The 19,182-nt window shown below is 42.7% G+C and carries 16 protein-coding genes; all 16 read left to right on the forward strand.

Annotated features, from left to right (window positions below; translation table 11 throughout):
• The first annotated feature begins 7 nt into the window (after positions 1–7).
• Positions 8–1,153 carry a 1-deoxy-D-xylulose-5-phosphate reductoisomerase gene (gene dxr, locus MKY93_RS06305; RefSeq protein ID WP_340758559.1) on the forward strand — a complete coding sequence of 382 codons (1,146 nt, stop codon included), beginning with the start codon at positions 8–10 and terminating at the stop codon, positions 1,151–1,153.
• 45 nt (positions 1,154–1,198) lie between these two features.
• Positions 1,199–2,458, forward strand: a complete 1,260-nt coding sequence (rseP, locus tag MKY93_RS06310; RefSeq protein WP_009497363.1) for an RIP metalloprotease RseP — start codon at positions 1,199–1,201, stop codon at positions 2,456–2,458.
• Between the two features lie 18 nt (positions 2,459–2,476).
• Positions 2,477–4,171, forward strand: a complete 1,695-nt coding sequence (locus tag MKY93_RS06315; protein ID WP_340758560.1) for a proline--tRNA ligase — start codon at positions 2,477–2,479, stop codon at positions 4,169–4,171.
• A gap of 60 nt (positions 4,172–4,231) precedes the next feature.
• Entirely contained in the window at positions 4,232–8,542 is a 4,311-nt protein-coding gene (locus MKY93_RS06320; protein ID WP_445683506.1) for a PolC-type DNA polymerase III, read from the forward strand.
• A 313-nt stretch (positions 8,543–8,855) separates the two neighbouring features.
• Positions 8,856–9,095, forward strand: a complete 240-nt coding sequence (locus tag MKY93_RS06325) for a hypothetical protein (RefSeq protein ID WP_078817734.1) — start codon at positions 8,856–8,858, stop codon at positions 9,093–9,095.
• Positions 9,088–9,558 carry a ribosome maturation factor RimP gene (rimP, locus tag MKY93_RS06330; protein ID WP_009497359.1) on the forward strand — a complete coding sequence of 157 codons (471 nt, stop codon included), beginning with the start codon at positions 9,088–9,090 and terminating at the stop codon, positions 9,556–9,558. Before MKY93_RS06325 ends, rimP begins: the two co-directional genes overlap by 8 nt.
• A gap of 112 nt (positions 9,559–9,670) precedes the next feature.
• Positions 9,671–10,882, forward strand: coding sequence for a transcription termination factor NusA (gene nusA / locus MKY93_RS06335; RefSeq protein ID WP_040758240.1), 1,212 nt, complete (start codon positions 9,671–9,673; stop codon positions 10,880–10,882).
• A gap of 20 nt (positions 10,883–10,902) precedes the next feature.
• The gene (gene rnpM, locus MKY93_RS06340; RefSeq protein ID WP_040758238.1) at positions 10,903–11,181 is read left to right on the forward strand and encodes an RNase P modulator RnpM; all 279 of its coding nucleotides are present in this window, start codon (positions 10,903–10,905) and stop codon (positions 11,179–11,181) included.
• Positions 11,178–11,525, forward strand: a complete 348-nt coding sequence (locus tag MKY93_RS06345) for a YlxQ family RNA-binding protein (protein WP_009497356.1) — start codon at positions 11,178–11,180, stop codon at positions 11,523–11,525. Before rnpM ends, MKY93_RS06345 begins: the two co-directional genes overlap by 4 nt.
• A complete protein-coding gene (infB, locus tag MKY93_RS06350; protein WP_340758562.1) occupies positions 11,503–13,860 on the forward strand; it encodes a translation initiation factor IF-2 in 2,358 nt (785 codons plus the stop codon). The genes MKY93_RS06345 and infB overlap by 23 nt, the downstream gene beginning before the upstream one ends.
• Complete coding sequence (locus MKY93_RS06355) at positions 13,857–14,135, forward strand: DUF503 domain-containing protein (RefSeq protein WP_009497354.1); 279 nt, start codon at positions 13,857–13,859, stop codon at positions 14,133–14,135. Before infB ends, MKY93_RS06355 begins: the two co-directional genes overlap by 4 nt.
• A gap of 39 nt (positions 14,136–14,174) precedes the next feature.
• On the forward strand, positions 14,175–14,534 hold the full coding sequence (rbfA, locus tag MKY93_RS06360) for a 30S ribosome-binding factor RbfA (RefSeq protein WP_340758563.1): 360 nt from the start codon (positions 14,175–14,177) through the stop codon (positions 14,532–14,534).
• A 98-nt stretch (positions 14,535–14,632) separates the two neighbouring features.
• On the forward strand, positions 14,633–15,544 hold the full coding sequence (truB, locus tag MKY93_RS06365; protein ID WP_340758564.1) for a tRNA pseudouridine(55) synthase TruB: 912 nt from the start codon (positions 14,633–14,635) through the stop codon (positions 15,542–15,544).
• A gap of 12 nt (positions 15,545–15,556) precedes the next feature.
• Entirely contained in the window at positions 15,557–16,495 is a 939-nt protein-coding gene (gene ribF / locus MKY93_RS06370; RefSeq protein ID WP_340758565.1) for a riboflavin biosynthesis protein RibF, read from the forward strand.
• Positions 16,496–16,628: 133 nt separating this feature from the next.
• Positions 16,629–16,898, forward strand: a complete 270-nt coding sequence (rpsO, locus tag MKY93_RS06375) for a 30S ribosomal protein S15 (protein WP_009497350.1) — start codon at positions 16,629–16,631, stop codon at positions 16,896–16,898.
• A 143-nt stretch (positions 16,899–17,041) separates the two neighbouring features.
• Entirely contained in the window at positions 17,042–19,165 is a 2,124-nt protein-coding gene (pnp, locus tag MKY93_RS06380; RefSeq protein ID WP_009497349.1) for a polyribonucleotide nucleotidyltransferase, read from the forward strand.
• Positions 19,166–19,182 lie beyond the last annotated feature (17 nt).

Genomic DNA, 19,182 nt, shown 5'->3' on the forward strand with positions numbered 1-19,182 from the left:
GAGAAATATGAAGAAAATCAATTTGCTTGGGGCGACTGGTTCGATCGGTACCCAAACACTCGATATTATTGGAGCCAATCCAGAGTTGTTCACATTGGTTTCAATGTCTGCAGGAAAGAACATGGACAAAGTGAGAGAAATTATTGCACAGTTCAAACCAAAGTTGGTATCGGTGTTAGAGCAAACAGATGCAGAGCGTTTACAAGCTGAATTTCCCGATGTAAAGATCGTTTTCGGTGAAGACGGTTTAATCGAGGCAGCAGTAGGTTTTGAAGCGGATGTATTGCTGAACTCTGTAATTGGCAGTGTTGGGCTTAAACCTACACTCGCTGCAATTGAAGCAGGTATGACAATCGCGATTGCCAATAAAGAAACATTGGTTGCTGCAGGGGATCTGGTCGTACAGGCAGCTAAACGCCATAATGTACCTTTGGTGCCTGTAGATAGTGAACACTCTGCATTATTTCAAGCATTGAATGGAGAAAATCCAAAACGTATTACTAAATTGATACTAACCGCTTCTGGCGGCAGTTTCCGAGACTCTACTAGAGATCAACTTCAAAATGTGACGGTTGAGCAAGCTTTGGCACATCCTAACTGGTCGATGGGGAATAAATTGACGATTGATTCCGCAACAATGATGAATAAAGGATTAGAAGTGATCGAAGCGCATCACCTATTTGCAATGCCGTATGATCAGATCGAGTGTTTACTGCATAAGGAAAGCATTATCCACTCGATGGTGGAGTTTGAAGATACGAGTGTCATGGGCCAACTCGGCTCACCAGATATGCGTGTGCCGATTCAATATGCATTGACCTATCCGGACCGTATTCCGATGGCGAATGCAAAGCGTCTTCGATTAGATGAAATCGGTAAACTTCATTTTGAAAAAATGGATTATGAGAGATTTAAGGCCCTAGCTTTTGCATATGATGCAGGTAGGGAGGGGGGCACTATGCCGACAGCGATGAATGCGGCAAACGAAGTGGCTGTTCAGTTGTTCATGGGGGGACATATCTCCTTCATGCAAATCGAAGACATCATTGAACAAATGATGGAACAACATGAGACGATAAAAGAGCCGAATTTAGAAGAGATTTTGGAGACAGATCGCATTACTCGAAAAAAAGTGTATGGTATAGTAAAGTAACGAGATTAATTTTAGGCTGTGATGGCCGATGAAGGTGGTTACTGAATGGAAACCGTTATTGCGTTCATTGTAATATTCGGGACACTTGTAGCATTTCATGAGTTTGGACATTTTCTCTTCGCTAAAAGAGCAGGGATCATGGTACGTGAATTCGCTATAGGGATGGGGCCTAAAATATTAGCGATTCGAAAAGGGGAAACACAATATACCATTCGCTTGCTTCCGCTTGGTGGATATGTGCGGATGGCAGGAGAAGACTTTGATACAGTCGAATTGCAGCCAGGCTTTCGAGTTGGCTTGTTGCTAAATGCACAAGACGAAATAGAAAAGATTTATTTAAATCGCAATGTGTCCAATCCGAATATTTTGAATCTGGAAGTAGAAAAATCAGATTTGGATAAAGAGTTATATATTGAGGGATACGATGAAGATGGAAAATTAGTACGTCTAAAAATTGCTAGAACTGCTATGATTATAGAAAAAGGACAAGAAACATTAATTGCTCCTTATGATCGGCAATTTGAATCCAAGTCACTTGGCAGCAGAGCGATGGCTATTTTCGCAGGACCGCTTTTCAACTTTATTTTAGCGTTCTTTATCTTTCTGGCACTTGGTTTACTGAATGGTGTGCCGACCAATGAACCGATTATTTCTGAAGTGAAACCTGATACGCCAGCACAAATGGCAGGTTTAAAAAAGGATGATCTAATAACAGGTGTCGATGGGAAATCAATAGACTCATGGACAGAGTTTTCTGAAGCAATTCAGGAAAGCCCTGGTGTTCCTATGGCTTTGGAAGTGGAAAGGGCCGGAGAAACAGTTTCGTTAGAAGTAATTCCGGAGACAATTGAAGATGCAGGACGTGAATTCGGTCAAATAGGTGTGATTTACTCTAGTCCTTTAGAAAAAGGTATCATTAAATCTGTGGTGTTCGGAGCAGAACAGACTTATACATGGACTGTGAAAATATTTGAGTTGTTAGGCATGCTCGTAACAGGTCAATTTACAATTGATGCATTGTCAGGACCAGTCGGCATTTATAAAGCGACTGAAGAAGTAGCACAGTATGGTATTTTCAATTTAATGAATTGGGGAGCCGTATTAAGTATCAATTTAGGGATTATGAATTTACTCCCGCTGCCAGCTCTTGATGGTGGAAGATTATTGTTCTTCTTATTCGAAGGCTTACGTGGAAAACCGATCGACAAACAAAAAGAAGGCATGGTGCATTTTGTCGGTATTATGTTGCTGATGGTCTTGATGCTTGTTGTGACATGGAATGACATTCAACGATTTTTCTTCTAAAAAAGGTGGAAGCATATCATGAAACAATCGAAAACATTTATACCAACGATGCGAGAGACCCCGGCAGATGCAGATATTCGTTCCCATCAATTGCTCCTGCGGGCAGGATACATCCGACAGAATGGGAGCGGTATCTACACATATTTAACGCTTGCTCAAAGAGTCTTTCGCAAAATCGAAAAGATCATACGTCAAGAAATGGAAGCGATCGAAGGAGTTGAAATTTCCATGCCCGCGTTGCAACGAGCGGAATTATGGAAAGAAACCGAACGCTTAGATTCATTTGGAGATGAATTATTTCGACTTCGAGATCGACATGATAAAGAATTTGTTCTCAGCCCCACAGATGAAGAAGTAATCATTTCTTTGTTGCGTGATGAAGTAAGATCCTACAAAAAATTGCCTTTGACACTATTTCAAATTCAAACGAAATTCCGCGATGAGGATAAGCCGCGTTATGGCTTGCTTCGTAACCGGGAGTTTATTATGAAAGATGCTTATTCATTCCATGCTACACAAGAAAGCTTGGATGAAAAGTATTTAGAGGTAATGCAGGCGTACACGAATATATTGACGCGCCTAGGTATGCATTTCAGAATGGTCATCTCGGATGGCGGCGAAGGAGCGCATGAATTTATTGCCTTGGCTGAAATCGGTGAGGACAAGATTGCTTATAGTGATAGTTCGACATACGCTGCCAATATTGCAATGGCAGAGGTCAATGTAGAATATGAGACATCAGAGGAAAAACTGAAAGAAACAACTAAGATTGCAACGCCGAACCAACGGACAATTGAAGAATTAATTGAGTTTCTTGCTATCGATCCTGAGTTAATTCTGAAATCGTTAGTTTATAAAATTGACGAAGAACTTTCGGTCGTTGTGTGTCGTGGCGATCATAGTATTAATGAACATAAATTAAAAAAAGCACTGAATGTAGAAAAGGTAGAGTTGGCATCTGAACAAGAAATCGAGGAATTGCTTGGCTGTCATGCGGGTTCAATCGGGCCGGTAAAACTTCCGGTGGGTGTCAAGGTGTTTGCGGACCATGCTGTAGCATCTGTTGTTAATGGAGTAGCAGGTGCCAATGAAGATGATTATCATCTCATTAATGTTAATCCGGAGCGCGATTTTGCTATCGATGATTATTTAGATATCCGCTATCTCCAAGAAGGAGAAGCATCTCCAGATGGTATGGGCTCTATTAAATTTGCAGAAGGTATTGGGATTGGCCACATATGTAAACTGGGCACTTCTTACAGTGAGCAAATGAAAGGGAACTTCTTAAATGAGCATGGAAGAGCTAAACCTTTCATCATGGGAAGTTACGAGCTAGGGATATCTCGTTTAATCGCAGCCATTGCTGAACAGTTCAATGATGAATACGGTTTGAAATGGCCAAAACATCTAGCTCCATTTGATATCCATCTGGTAACAGTCAATGTTAAAGATGAAGTTCAAAAACAACTGGCGGATGAATTGTATGCGGTATTGGAATCCTATCGATATGATGTGCTGTACGATGACCGTGCCGAAAGAGCAGGCGTAAAATTCGCAGACTCTGACTTGATTGGTTTGCCGGTACGAATTACAATTGGTAAAAGAGCCGCTGAAGGAATTGTAGAAGTGACATTCCGTCAGAGCGGAGAGTCTATAGATTGGCAAAAAGAAGAAGTCTTAGAAAAGTTGCAATCCTTCTTCAGTGCAGATTAAAAAGGAAGGGGAGTCCGTTAACGGAACTTCCCTTCTTTTCGCGATAGATTGGAGGAATTTATATTGGATGCTGGAAAGAAGTTTTTAACTTTGTTGCAGCAGTCAGGCTTAACGGATGATCAATTAATGCCTTATTTTCAAAATGGAGAACTGAACCGTGTGACGGTACATAAGAAGTCGAGAGTGTGGAAGTTCAATATCACACTGGATGAAGTGTTACCTCTTGATGTTTTCCGTTTAATGCAACAGCGTGTTCACGAAGCATTTGCATCAATAGCAAATGTCCATCTACAAATAGAAAGCCGTAAAACATCCGCGGATGAGCAGTTGATCAAAGCCTACTGGCCGCTTGTAGTGGAAGAATTGGCTGATATTTCACCGCCCCTTCGTCAATGCTTAGTGGAGCAACTGCCGACGTTACACGGTGAAAAATTATTGATTAATTGTCAGAGTGATTTGGAATGCCAGACATTGAAAAATAAATATGTAGCACCTTTAGCGAATCTTTATCAACAATTCGGGTTTCCTCAATTGACAGTTGATGTGACTATTGAAGAAAATCAAAATGCTAAAGAAGAGCTTCAGCAATTTCTTTCTCAAAAACAACAAGAGGAAGAAGAACTGTCAAAGAAAGCATTTGAACAGTTACAGCAACGTGAAACGATGAAGAGCGAACAAGGAGATTCCGACCGTCCGTTAATACTGGGTACTCCAATTAAGCAGGGCGAGGCGATTGTACCCATTCATGAAATTCAAGATGAAGAACGCAGGCTGATCATTGAAGGGTTTGTATTTGACGCTGAGATTAGAGAACTTCGGAGTGGCCGCTCGCTATTGACGCTAAAAGTAACAGATTATACCGACTCAATTTTAGTGAAGATGTTTTCGCGTGACAATGAAGATGCGGAATTAATGAAATCCTTTAAAAAGGGAATGTGGGTACGCGCAAGAGGAAGTATTCAAAATGATACATTCGTTAGAGATTTGATCATGATGGCGCAAGATTTAGCTGTTATATCTTCGATTGAGCGAAAAGACAAAGCCCCTGAGGGACAAAAACGCGTGGAATTGCATGCCCATACATCGATGAGTCAAATGGATGCTGTCGTGTCAGCTCAAGCCCTAGTCGCGCAAGCCGCCAAATGGGGGCACACCGCGATTGCAATTACGGATCATGCGAATGTTCAGTCCTTTCCCGAAGCTTACAATGCAGGGAAAAAGCATGGAATTAAAGTGTTATTCGGGTTAGAAGCCAATCTTGTAGACGATGGAGTACCGATTGTTTACGAAGAACAACATAGACTGTTAGAGACGGATACGTATGTAGTATTTGACGTGGAAACCACTGGATTATCTGCAGTGTATGATACGATTATCGAGCTTGCCGCAGTCCGTGTACGGGGCGGAGAGATTATTGATCGTTTTGAACGTTTTGCTAATCCCCATCATCCCTTGTCGTCGGTTACAACAAACTTGACAGGTATCACGGATGATATGGTCAAAGATGCGCCTGAAGTATCCGAAGTTATGGCGGATTTTATTGAGTTCATCGGCGATGCTGTGCTAATTGCCCACAACGCTTCATTTGATATGGGCTTTTTCTACGCTTCTTGTAAACGAGCGAAAATTGAAACGCCCGCATATCCAGTGATCGATACATTGGAGCTTTCACGTTTTCTTTACCCGGAATTGCGTAATCACCGTTTGAACACACTCGCTAAAAAGTTCGATATCGAATTGACGCAGCATCACCGGGCGATTTACGATACAGAAGCTACTGCGTATCTTTTCTTAAGATTATTAGCAGACGCGCAGGAAAAAGGAATTGAATGGTTGGATGACCTGAATAAAAACATTGGTGAAGGCGATGCCTATAAACGTTCACGCCCATCTCACTGTACGTTGATCGCAACTGATAATGAAGGGTTGAAAAACTTATTCAAGTTGGTTTCCATTTCACATATGGATTTCTTCTATCGTGTCCCGCGTATCCCGCGTTCTTTATTAGTGAAGCACCGCAACGGGCTATTAGTAGGATCAGGATGCGACAAAGGCGAAGTATTTGAAGGGTTAATGCAAAAACCAATGGAAGAAGTCGAAGAAATTGCAAGTTTTTATGATTACTTAGAAATCCATCCGAAACCTGTCTACTCGCATTTACTGGAACTAGATTTGATTCGTGACGAATGGAACTTAGAAGATATTATGCGTAAAATGCTTAAGCTCGGTAAAAAGACCGGCTTACCGGTTTGTGCCACTGGCAATGTTCATTACTTGGATGAGACGGATGCTACGTATCGTAAAGTCTTGGTTCGCTCGCAAGGAGGCGCCAATCCGATGAACCGTCATTCACTCCCGGCTGTTCATTTCAGGACAACAGATGAAATGCTGAAGGAATTCGAATTTTTAGGTGAAGAAGCGGCGAAAGAGATTGTCGTAGAGAACCCGCTGAAGATTGTAGAGCGTGTTGGTGAAGTTAAACCGATAAAAGATGATTTATATACACCTACGATAGAAGGCGCTGACGATGAAGTCCGTGAGTTGACGTACTCAATGGCTCGACGTATTTATGGAGACACGCTGCCGGAAATTATCGAGGCGCGTATTGAAAAAGAATTGACCTCCATTATTGATAATGGATTTGCGGTTATTTATTTAATTTCGCATAAACTTGTGAAAAAGTCTTTGGACGATGGCTATTTGGTCGGTTCACGTGGATCGGTAGGATCTTCATTCGTCGCGACCATGATGGAAATTACAGAAGTAAATCCGATGCCGCCTCATTACGTCTGTCCTTCGTGCAAAACGAACGAGTTTTTCGATGATGGTTCTGTAGGATCGGGTTATGACTTACCGGATAAAGAATGCGAAAAATGTGGAACGATGTTTAAAAAAGACGGACAAGATATTCCATTCGAAACGTTCCTCGGGTTTGCTGGGGATAAAGTTCCGGATATTGACTTGAACTTCAGCGGCGAATACCAAGCGCACGCACACAACTATACAAAAGAATTATTCGGCGAAGATTATGTTTACCGAGCAGGAACAATCGGGACGGTTGCTGAAAAGACGGCCTATGGGTATGTTCGCGGTTATATGAACGATAATGATTTGCAAATGCGCGGCGCGGAAATCGACCGGTTGGTGCAAGGCTGTTCAGGCGTAAAACGAAACACAGGACAGCACCCCGGCGGAATTATTGTTGTTCCGGATACGATGGACATTTTTGATTTTACGCCCATTCAGTTTCCGGCAGATGATATACAATCCAGTTGGCGCACGACGCACTTTGACTTTCATTCGATCGATAATAACTTATTGAAACTGGATATTCTCGGACATGATGATCCGACGATGATTAAAATGCTGGAGGATTTATCCGGTATTGATGCTAAAACGATTGCGCCAGATGATCCTGGTGTCATGGCATTGTTCAGCGGAACGTCTTCACTCGGCGTAACGGAAGAGCAAATCGATTGTAAGACGGGAACGCTTGGCGTGCCCGAGTTCGGAACGCGCTTTGTTCGACAAATGCTTGAAGAGACCAAACCGTCAACTTTCTCTGAGTTGATTCAGATATCAGGTTTATCCCACGGTACGGATGTATGGCTAGGAAACGCTCAGGAATTGATTCAGAATAAAACTTGTCAGCTTTCCGAAGTAATCGGTTGTCGGGATGATATTATGGTCTACTTGATTTATCAAGGACTGGAACCTTCGCTTGCCTTTAAGATTATGGAGTCTGTGCGTAAAGGAAAAGGGCTGACGCCTGAATTCGAAGCGGAGATGAAAGCGAATAAAGTACCTGGCTGGTATATCAGTTCGTGCAAGAAGATTAAATATATGTTCCCGAAGGCGCACGCAGCTGCATATGTATTGATGGCACTCCGTATTGCGTATTTTAAAGTGCACCATCCAATTATGTATTATGCTACCTATTTCACTGTGCGAGCAACGGACTTTGATTTGATGACGATGTCAAAAGGCTCTGCTTCAATCCGTGCAAAGGTTAAAGAAATAAACGATAAAGGTTTGGATGCCCCACCAAAAGAAAAGAACTTGGTGACCGTCCTGGAAATTGCGCTGGAGATGGTGGAACGTGGATTTACATTTGCAAAACCAGATTTATATAAATCGGATGCAACGCAATTCATCATTGAAGACAACCAATTGATTCCGCCTTTTAACGCGATTCCTTCATTGGGAACGAACGTAGCGAAGACGATCGTGGAAGCACGCAAAGATGGAGAGTTTTTATCCAAGGAAGATTTTCAGAAGAGAGGCCGAGTTTCCAAAACAATTGTCGAGTACTTAGATAATTTTGGCTGCTTGGAAGGAATGCCAGAAGCGAATCAATTATCGTTGTTCTAACGCTTGTAAATGGCTACATCATTTGCATTGTAAATAGCGTTGTGATACGATTGAGACAACTTTTGCTATACGTCTTACGGAAAAGAGTGGGGCTTCCCGCTCTTTTCTGTTGTTTATCTGAATTCAGCAGTGGAAATGCAAGTGTTTTTTTGTTCAATGGGTTTTCAAACTCCGGCTGAATCCAGATAAAGCCTCCGGCGGGTGTCATCAAAGGCGGAGATGGCTGTTTAGCCCCGACAGGCGTTGGAAAGCTAGCAATAAAGGCGCTTTTTGCCTTTACTGCTTAGTCTGAAACGTCCCGAGGGTCTAGCCGTTGCAACTGGATGTCATCAAAGGCGGAGACGGCTGTTTAGCCCCGACAGGCGTTGGAAGGCTAGCAATAAAGGCGCCTTTTGCCTTTACTGCTAGTTTGAAACGTCCCGAGGGTCTAGCCGTTGCAGCTGGATGTCACGGATTTTGTAAGGAGTTAATTGTGCAAGCACAATTCAAAGTCCGGACACAATCACGCCGAGGCGTGATTGATTTTAATTTCGGGAGGGATACATTTGAGTAAAATTACAGAGGAAGTCGAACAGTTGACAAGTCCGATTGTAGAAGAATTGGGCCTTGAACTAGTAGACGTTGAGTTCGTAAAAGAGGGTCGAGATTGGTTTTTACGTGTTTATATTGATACGCCAGAAGGAAATATTGACATCGATCAATGTGCGGCGGTCAGTGAAAAATTGAGCGAGGAACTAGATCGCGTAGACCCGATAACACAGAATTACTTCCTTGAAGTGTCTTCTCCCGGAGCGGAAAGACCATTGAAAAAAGATGAAGATTTTGAAAAAGCAGTCGGCCAATATGTATTCATCAAAACTTATGAACCCATAGATGGTATGAAAGAATTCGAAGGGTATTTACTTGGATACGGGCCAGACTTCGCAAAAGTGGAAATACGAATCAAAACACGAAAAGTCTTAGTAGAAATTGATAAAACCAAAATTGCACTAGCCCGTCTGGCAATTGACTTTTAACTTAAAAGTGGAAGACGCCGTTTAGCCCCGTTAAGAATCGGTACTAAGATTTTTCAAAGAGTTCCATCACTATAAAGTGGCGGGATGATAATAGAATGTAGGAGTGATGAACATGAGTAGTGATCTACTCGAAGCACTGACAGCTCTTGAACAGCAAAAAGGTATTTCAAGAGATGTGTTGGTGGATGCGATTGAAGCGGCGCTTGTAACAGCGTATAAGCGGAATTTTAATCAGGCACAAAATGTCCGTGTTGATTTGAATTTAGATAAAGGTACGATGAAAGTCTATTCACGAAAAGATGTTGTAGAAGATGTGGAAGATGAACGTCTGCAAATTTCATTGGAAGATGCACAAGTCATCAATCCCGTATATGAAATCGGAGACATTGTAGAAGAAGAAGTCACTCCGCGCGACTTCGGACGGATTGCTGCACAAACAGCGAAGCAAGTCGTCACCCAACGTGTGCGTGAAGCAGAACGCGGCTTGATATACGAAGAGTATATCGATCGAGAAGAAGACATCGTGAACGGAATTGTAGAGCGAATGGATGCCAAGAACCTATTTGTTGGTTTAGGTAAAGTAGAAGCAGTCCTGCCTTCTAGCGAGCAAATCCAGACAGAAACGTATGCACCGCACGATCGGATTAAAGTATATATTACAAAAGTTGAGAGAACAGCAAGAGGACCTCAAGTATTTGTATCCAGAACACATCCCGGCTTGCTGCGTCGTTTATTTGAATTGGAAGTACCAGAGATTTATGATGGAACTGTAGAGATCAAATCCATTGCTAGAGAAGCTGGCGACCGTTCTAAAATTTCGGTGTACACGACAAATGAAGAAGTGGATCCAGTCGGTTCTTGTGTAGGTACTAGAGGTGCTCGGGTACAATCTATTTCCAATGAATTGAATGGCGAAAAAGTCGACATTGTTGAATGGTCTGAAGACCCTGTAGTGTTTGTAGCGAATGCATTAAGCCCATCAAAAGTACTCGATGTTCAAGTAGATGAGGAAGAGCGTTCCACAACTGTTGTTGTTCCGGATTATCAATTATCTTTAGCCATCGGTAAAAGAGGTCAAAACGCAAGATTGGCCGCAAAATTGACTGGCTGGAAAATTGATATTAAGAGTGAAACAGATGCAAGAGAGTTGGGGGTCTATCCTCGCACTGAAGAAGAATTGAACGCATACAGTGTAGAGGAGCCAGACGGGGACACTGAAGATACAGGTGACTATCTGGAAGCATATGAGTATGAAGAAGAAACACCTGTCGAAGAGACAGAAGACTATGATTTATACGCAGATGTAGATACCAAAGAAGATTGATTGGAAAGGATTGCATGCTCATGTCGAACAATCGGAAAATCCCTTTGCGTAAATGTGCAGCTACAGGTGAAATGCTACCTAAAAAAGAAATGATCCGGATTGTCCGTACGAAAGAAGGAGAAGTTTCCGTTGATCTGACCGGAAAAAAGTCAGGCCGTGGTACATACGTATCCAAAACGGAAGATGCGGTAGAAAAAGCACGAAAACACCACTCAATTGAACATCAATTGGGTGCGAAAGTTCCTGAGCAAGTGTACGATGACCTCTTACATGCCATTCGGCGAGAGGCGATCAAATGACAGATCCAACGAAGATCTATCAGCTGCTCGGTATGGCAGCCCGGGCACGGAAAATTGTGACGGGTGAAGACTTAGTCGTACGGGAAGTCCGTTCGGGACATGCAGAACTTGTCATCCTGTCAAAAGATGCATCTGCTAATACAATGAAGAAACTTACGAATAAATGTAATACTTACAACGTTGAGAAGCATGATTTCGGGAGTCGTGAAGACCTTGGGCATGCGATTGGTAAAGAAGCGCGAGTGGTCTTGGCGCTAACGGATAAAGGATTCGCCAAAAAATTATCCGAGCTCCTCAACGAATATAACCGGGGGTGGGCTAATGACGAAAATACGAGTACATGAATATGCCAAAAAGGTAAATAAATCGAGTAAAGATATTATTAATGAATTAGGGAATATGAAAGTGGAAGTCACCAATCATATGTCCGTAATTGATCCAGAAACAGTTACGAAGCTGGACAAGAAGTTCTCTGGCAACTCCAGAAACACGACTGGAACGACAAATAAGACAAACAACAACCAAAAATCCGACCGTCCGGCACAACGTCCTGCTGGAAATCGTCAAGGTGGAAATAACGCAGGTAAAAGTGCACCACTGCAATCGAATTCAGGACAGACAGCAGCGATAGGCGGTGCGAACCGTACACAACAGCCTGCGAACCGTTCGAATCAAAATTCAAATCAAAGCAACAACACAGGAGCGAAACGCCCGGCAGGAGCTGGTAACCGAACACAAGGCGGTCAGCAAGCAGGCACAAACCAACAGCCAAAACAAGGTCAAGGTGCGAATCAAGCACGTTCAGGCGGTGGAGCTCGCGGTCGTGGAGGAAGACCACCTGCACGTGGAATTAACCAAGGACGCCGCAGATATCGTCCGGCAGTTCCAGCTCAAAAGATTGAGAAGCCACTACCAGAGAAAATTACTTTCTATGAGTCGCTATCAGTTGGCGAATTAGCTCAAAAACTGGGCAAGGAACCTTCTGAAATCATTAAAAAACTATTCATGCTTGGTGTCATGGCGACAATTAACCAAGAGCTTGATAAAGACGCAATCGAGTTAATCTGTGCTGAATACGGCGTAGAAGTGGAAGAAGAAATCAGAATTGATGTTACGGATTTGGAGATTTATTTTGAAGATCCGGATGAAGAAGAACAGCAGCCGGTCAATTTAGAAGAAAGACCTCCAGTTGTTACAATCATGGGTCACGTTGACCATGGTAAAACGACTTTGCTTGACTCCATTCGCGATACGAAAGTTACGCAAGGTGAAGCAGGCGGTATTACACAGCATATCGGGGCTTATCAAATCAAAGAAAAAGGTAAGAAAATCACTTTCTTGGATACACCAGGCCACGAAGCATTCACTACAATGAGAGCACGCGGAGCTAAAATCACTGACTTGACGATTTTGGTTGTAGCAGCAGACGATGGCGTCATGCCTCAGACGATTGAAGCAATCAATCATGCAAAAGCAGCCGAAGTACCGATCATCGTTGCAGTTAATAAGATGGATAAACCAACAGCAAATCCGGATCGTGTGATGCAGGAATTGACTGAACACGGTTTAGTATCTGAAGACTGGGGCGGCGACACGATCTTTGTTCCGATTTCTGCCTTGAAAGGCGAAGGGATCGACCAGCTTCTGGAAATGGTGCTGTTAGTTGCTGAAGTCGGAGAATTAAAGGCAGACTCTTCGATCAGAGCAAGAGGTACTGTAATTGAGGCACAGCTCGACAAAGGTAAAGGATCAGCTGCAACACTGCTTGTACAAAATGGTACATTGCATGTTGGAGACCCTATAGTAGTCGGGAACACGTACGGTCGTGTACGTGCTATGGTCAGTGACCTGGGACGCCGAGTGAAGGAAGCGGGTCCATCTACACCTGTAGAAATCACTGGTTTAAGCGACGTACCGCAAGCTGGCGACCGTTTTGTCGTCTTTAAGGACGAAAAGACCGCACGTCAAATTGGTGAAGCACGGGCAGGGGAAGCTCTTCAAGAGCAGCGCGTAGAAAAAACACGTGTAACCCTCGACAATTTGTTTGATCAAATGAAGCAAGGCGAAATGAAAGAATTGAACTTGATCGTTAAAGCAGACGTTCAAGGTGCTGTAGAAGCAATGGCGGCATCCCTGATGAAAATTGAAGTGGAAGGCGTTAACGTTAAGATCATCCATACGGGAGCAGGAGCAATCAATGAATCCGACATTTCATTGGCAGCTGCTTCAAATGCGATTGTGATTGGATTTAATGTACGTCCAGATACCAATGCGAAACGTGCTTCTGAAGCAGAAGGTGTCGATATCCGTCTGCACCGCGTCATTTATAAAGTGATTGAAGAAATCGAATCTGCTATGAAAGGATTACTTGATCCTGAGTATGAAGAGAAAGTAATCGGTCAGGCTGAAGTTCGTGAGACATTTAAAGTGTCTAAAATTGGTACGATTGCGGGATGCTATGTGATAGATGGTAAGATTACTCGAGAATCCGGAGTACGGGTGCTGCGTGACAATATTGTCATCTTTGAAGGAGAGCTTGATACGTTGAAGCGATTCAAAGATGATGCAAAAGAAGTAGCAAAAGGTTATGAATGTGGTATCACGATTAAAAAATTCAATGATATCAAAGAAGGAGATATTATTGAAGCGTATGTAATGGAAGAGATTAAGCGAGTATGATTGTATACGCGGAATGTTCGTTTTTCATACCGACAGCCGCTTCTTTGAAAGAGAAACGTGCCGTTTTAAACCGGATGAGAGATCGGGTGAAAAACTCCTATAATGTCTCGGTAGCGGAAATTGATCACCAGGATTTATGGCAAAGAACTACTTTCGCATTAGTGGCGGTGGCATCTTCTAATGATGCTGCTGAACGCGAAGTGAGAAGAGCGATCCGTCTGTTCGAATCCAATCCAGATTGGGAAATGACCGCGTGTACAGTCGATTATCTATGAGATGATCAAATAGTTAATAATGGATAGAGGTGAATTTCCATGTCAGTGCGTGCAAATCGAATAGCCGAACAAATGAAGAAAGAACTGGGCGATATCATCGGCCAAAAATTAAAAGATCCGCGGATCGGATTTGTTACTGTTACCGGTGTAGATGTAACAGGAGACCTACAGCAGGCGAAAGTATTTATCTCTGTTCTAGGTACAGCTAAGGAACGCGAAGACACGTTAATTGGCCTCTCAAAAGCAAAAGGGTTTATCCGTACGGAAATCGGTCAGCGAATTCGTTTGCGTAAAACACCAGAAATCGAATTTGAGATGGATGAATCGGTTGCGTATGGTAATCATATTGAGAGCTTAATCCGTCAAGTGAATGATGAGAATGATGAGAACGAGCAGTAAAAATGAGGAGGAAGTTCATTGTCGCTTTGGCGTAATGACTTCCTCTCTTCTTACATATATCACTAATTTTGAATGGACTTATAGAAAAGAGGAGTAAGATGAACGGCATTCTTCCTTTATGGAAAGAGAAAGGGATGACCTCCCATGACTGTGTCTTTAAATTGCGAAAAATTTTACGCACAAAAAAAGTAGGTCATACAGGAACGCTGGATCCTGAAGTAGAAGGTGTTCTTCCAATCTGTATTGGCAAGGCTACGAAAGTCGCTTCATATGTGACCGATGCAGGAAAAGAATATATCGCGAAAGTGTCGATCGGTCGCTCCACTGAGACGGAAGACGCCCAAGGCGATACAGTAACTAGCGATGACACATATAAAGAATTTAGCAGATCACAGATCCTGGAGGCGCTGGAAAAGCTGACAGGAGAAATTATTCAAATCCCACCCATGTATTCTGCGGTTAAAGTAAATGGGAAGCGATTGTATGAATATGCGAGGAAAGGCCAGGAAGTTGAAAGACCAGCTCGTAAAGTACTGATCGAGCAAATTGAGCTCTTAAATGAAGGAGAAACTTTTTGTGGTGAAGAAGTTACTTTTTCTATTCGAGTACGTTGTGGGAAAGGTACATATATTCGAACTCTGGCAGTTCAAATTGGCGAGCAACTCGGTTTCCCTTCACATATGGAATCATTGGTTCGTACTGTGTCCGGTAACTTTCAACAAGCACAGTGTAAAACATTATCCGAAGTGGCTGAGTTGATGGAAGAAGGCAATATTGATTCAATCTTACGTCCAATTGAAGAGGTCTTGACCGATTTCCCTAGAGTGGAGATTGCTCCGGATTTATTGGAGAAGATCCAAAATGGACAAGTACTGCCGGCAGATCCATTGCTGATAACCTATCCGTCAATTAGTATGACGCATGAAGGCCGTGTGTTGGCTATCTATCAAAACCATCCAACGAAGCCAGGGTTGATGAAACCTGAAAAAATGCTACTGCCTAATGAGTAAGGAGAGATAGAAATGGAAATCTACAGATTACGATATCCTGATCAACTGAACATCCAATTGCATCATGCCTATTCCATGGCTATTGGGTTTTTTGATGGCGTACATAAAGGGCATCAGGAAGTTATCGATTCCACAAAGAAAAAGGCGGATGAGTTAGGAATACAAACAGCTGTCATGACATTTGATCCTCATCCGTCACAACTTTTTTCCGGTAGAAATGTAGGCTACATTACGCCGTTAGAGGAAAAGATTCGGCTCCTGGAAGCGCTTCAAGTCGATACTCTTTTCATCGTTAGTTTTGATTGGGATTTAGCCAGCTTATCCCCACAGCAGTTTATCGATATTTTTGTTAAAGGATTAGGTGTCAAGCACGTGACCGCTGGATTTGACTTTACTTTTGGTATGAAAGGTTCCGGTACGATGAAAGAGATGCATGACCTTTCTGAAGGTTTGTACGGTACGACGACGATTCAAAAAGTCACATATGATCATGATGGCAAAGTATCCTCCACTAAAGTGCGTCAACTGCTGTCAGAAGGTGATGTCGAGGAAGCTGCGCTGTTACTCGGACGACCTTTCCGTACGTTTGGTGAAGTTGTACATGGAGAGAAACGCGGTCGTCAGTTAGGTTTTCCGACCGCCAATATTCAAACAGATGAGGAGAATATCGTGCCTGCCAACGGTGTCTACGCAGTATATTGTTTGGTAGACGGGAAGTGGCATCCAGGCGTTTGCAATCTGGGTGTCAAACCGACTTTTCATAACCCGGAACACCGCGTGGCCACAGCAGAAGTTCATCTCCTAAATGCGAACATGGATCTCTACGGTAAGCAGGTGGCGATTGAATGGCTGCATCGGATTCGGGCAGAGCGGAAATTTGAGTCGCTTGAGGCGTTAAAAGAACAAATCGGCAAAGACAAACAAACCGCCATGGACTTGTTAAATGGCTAGAGTTGAATGTTGCAACTGACAGAATGGCGTGATATGATAAAGTAGTGTTAATGACACAAACCGCTTCTTGGCAATGCGAATCACCAACGATTGCTCGGGAGATGGGGATACTTTTAATTAGGAGGTGAAAAGGATGGCTATTACACAAGAGCGAAAAGCTGAATTGATCAACGAATTCAAGACTCATGAAAATGATACTGGATCTGCTGATGTTCAGATTGCTATCCTTACTGAAGAGATCAATAACTTGAACAACCACTTGCGTACGCACAAGAAAGACCACCACTCACGTCGCGGTCTTTACAAAATGGTTGGTACACGTCGTCGTCTTTTGAGATATTTACGTGAAACTAACGTTCAACGTTACCGTGATCTTATTGCAAAACTTGGCTTACGCCGTTAATAAGACTAAAAAGCGGGCATTGCCCGCTTTTTTCTATGGAATTAAGATGAAAACTTTCGCATAAATGTATCTGGTTTGATACACTACTACTAATTACATACAACTATGATGTACCAAGTTTCACATTAGAGAGGAGTTCTACAATGTCAGAACAGAAAAATGTTTATACACTCGATTGGGCAGGACGTCCGCTGACAATCGAAGCAGGACAACTTGCAAAGCAAGCAAACGGCGCTGTATTGGTTCGTTACGGCGACACAACAGTATTATCCACAGTAACCGCTTCTAAGAAACCAAAACCTCTGGATTTTTTCCCACTTACAGTCAACTATGAAGAACGTTTATATGCAGTCGGTAAAATTCCTGGTGGATTCATCAAGCGTGAAGGCCGACCGTCAGAAAAAGCGGTATTGACAAGCCGGTTAATTGACCGTCCGATCCGCCCGTTATTTCCAGATGGCTTCCGTAATGATGTACAAGTAATTTCACTTGTTATGTCAGTTGATCAAAACTGTTCATCTGAAATTGCTGCTATGATCGGCTCTTCTTTAGCACTGTCTATTTCAGATATTCCGTTTGATGGACCAATCGCAGGTGTGCAAGTTGGACGCATTGATGGAGAGTTTATCGTCAATCCAACACCTGAGCAACTGGAAACATCAGAGATCGATTTAGTCGTAGCCGGTACTAAAGATGCCATTAACATGGTAGAAGCAGGAGCGAAAGAAGTTTCTGAAGAGATCATGCTTGAAGCGATCATGTTCGGTCATGATGAAATCAAGAAATTGATTGCGTTCCAAGAAAAAATTGCTCAAGAAATTGGCAAGGAAAAGTTTGAAATTGAACTATTCGAACTAGACCCAGAAATCAGTGCAGAAGTGAAAAACTTCTGTGAAAACGACTTGATTTCAGCGATTCAAACTGAAGAAAAGCACGCTCGTGAAGAAGCAATCAATGAAGTAAAGACTGCTGTGCTTGATCGTTATATCGCGAATGAAGCTGATGAAGATACGATGAAACAAGTGAAGGCTGTTTTGGAGCAAATGGTGAAAGATGAAGTTCGTCGATTGATTACGGTGGATAAGGTGCGTCCAGACGGCCGTGCGTTGGATGAAATTCGTCCATTGTCATCAGAAACAGGTCTGTTGCAACGTGCTCACGGTTCATCCCTGTTTACACGTGGACAAACACAAGTGTTGAGTGTCTGTACATTGGGTGCGCTCGGCGAAGTTCAAATCATTGATGGATTAGGCTTAGACGAATCTAAGCGCTTCATGCATCATTATAATTTCCCGAACTTCAGTGTCGGTGAAACAGGACCGATCCGAGGACCGGGACGCCGTGAAATCGGACATGGGGCATTGGGTGAACGTGCATTGCTGCCAGTCCTTCCGAATGAAGATGAATTCCCGTATACAATGCGCCTTGTAGCGGAAGTATTAGAATCAAACGGTTCTTCTTCACAAGCATCGATCTGTGCGTCTACAATGGCTATGATGGATGCTGGTGTTCCAATCAAGTCTCCTGTAGCAGGTATTGCAATGGGATTGATCAAAAAAGAAGAAGATTACTCTATTCTAACGGATATTCAAGGAATGGAAGACCATTTAGGCGATATGGACTTTAAAGTAGCTGGTACCGAAAAAGGAATCACAGCCCTTCAAATGGATATCAAAATTGACGGACTTTCTCGTCAAATTCTTGAAGAGTCACTCGCACAAGCCAAAATTGGCCGTATTAAAATCCTTGAACATATGATGACTACAATTTCTACAACACGTGAGGAACTGTCTGAATACGCTCCGAAAATTGTTGTAATTCATATTAATCCAGATAAGATCCGTGATGTCATTGGACCTGGAGGAAAAGTTATCAATAAAATCATTGAGGAAACTCAAGTTAAAATTGATACAGAACAAGATGGTACGATTTACATCGCATCACCGAATTCTGAAATGAATGCGAAAGCTAAGAAGATGATCGAAGACATCGTTCGAGAAGCGAAAGCTGGTGAATACTACTTAGCAAAAGTGAAACGCATTGAAAAGTTTGGTGCGTTCTTGGAAATCTTCCCTGGCAAAGATGGATTGCTTCATATTTCTGAAATTCAAGAAGGCCGCACAAAAGCGGTTGAAGATGAATTGAAACTTGGTGACGAACTATTTGTCAAGGTCATTGAAATTGATAAGCAGGGTCGAGTGAACCTTTCCAGAAAAGTAGTGATCCAAGAAGAAAAAGAAGCACAAGAAAAAGCAAACAAAGAGTAATGTAAAAGCGAACGAGC

It is taken from the genome of Sporosarcina sp. FSL W7-1283, from assembly GCF_038003105.1.
Classification (GTDB): domain Bacteria; phylum Bacillota; class Bacilli; order Bacillales_A; family Planococcaceae; genus Sporosarcina; species Sporosarcina newyorkensis.

Excerpts from the sequence above, each read along its gene's own strand:
- MKY93_RS06345 (WP_009497356.1), top strand. The coding sequence starts at position 11,178 with ATGACAGATCCAACGAAGATCTATCAGCTGCTCGGTATGGCAGCCCGG.
- MKY93_RS06315 (WP_340758560.1), top strand. The coding sequence starts at position 2,477 with ATGAAACAATCGAAAACATTTATACCAACGATGCGAGAGACCCCGGCA.
- rnpM (WP_040758238.1), top strand. The coding sequence starts at position 10,903 with ATGTCGAACAATCGGAAAATCCCTTTGCGTAAATGTGCAGCTACAGGT.
- rbfA (WP_340758563.1), top strand. The coding sequence starts at position 14,175 with ATGTCAGTGCGTGCAAATCGAATAGCCGAACAAATGAAGAAAGAACTG.
- infB (WP_340758562.1), top strand. The coding sequence starts at position 11,503 with ATGACGAAAATACGAGTACATGAATATGCCAAAAAGGTAAATAAATCG.
- dxr (WP_340758559.1), top strand. The coding sequence starts at position 8 with ATGAAGAAAATCAATTTGCTTGGGGCGACTGGTTCGATCGGTACCCAA.
- rpsO (WP_009497350.1), top strand. The coding sequence starts at position 16,629 with ATGGCTATTACACAAGAGCGAAAAGCTGAATTGATCAACGAATTCAAG.
- MKY93_RS06355 (WP_009497354.1), top strand. The coding sequence starts at position 13,857 with ATGATTGTATACGCGGAATGTTCGTTTTTCATACCGACAGCCGCTTCT.
- pnp (WP_009497349.1), top strand. The coding sequence starts at position 17,042 with ATGTCAGAACAGAAAAATGTTTATACACTCGATTGGGCAGGACGTCCG.
- truB (WP_340758564.1), top strand. The coding sequence starts at position 14,633 with ATGAACGGCATTCTTCCTTTATGGAAAGAGAAAGGGATGACCTCCCAT.
- ribF (WP_340758565.1), top strand. The coding sequence starts at position 15,557 with ATGGAAATCTACAGATTACGATATCCTGATCAACTGAACATCCAATTG.
- rseP (WP_009497363.1), top strand. The coding sequence starts at position 1,199 with ATGGAAACCGTTATTGCGTTCATTGTAATATTCGGGACACTTGTAGCA.
- nusA (WP_040758240.1), top strand. The coding sequence starts at position 9,671 with ATGAGTAGTGATCTACTCGAAGCACTGACAGCTCTTGAACAGCAAAAA.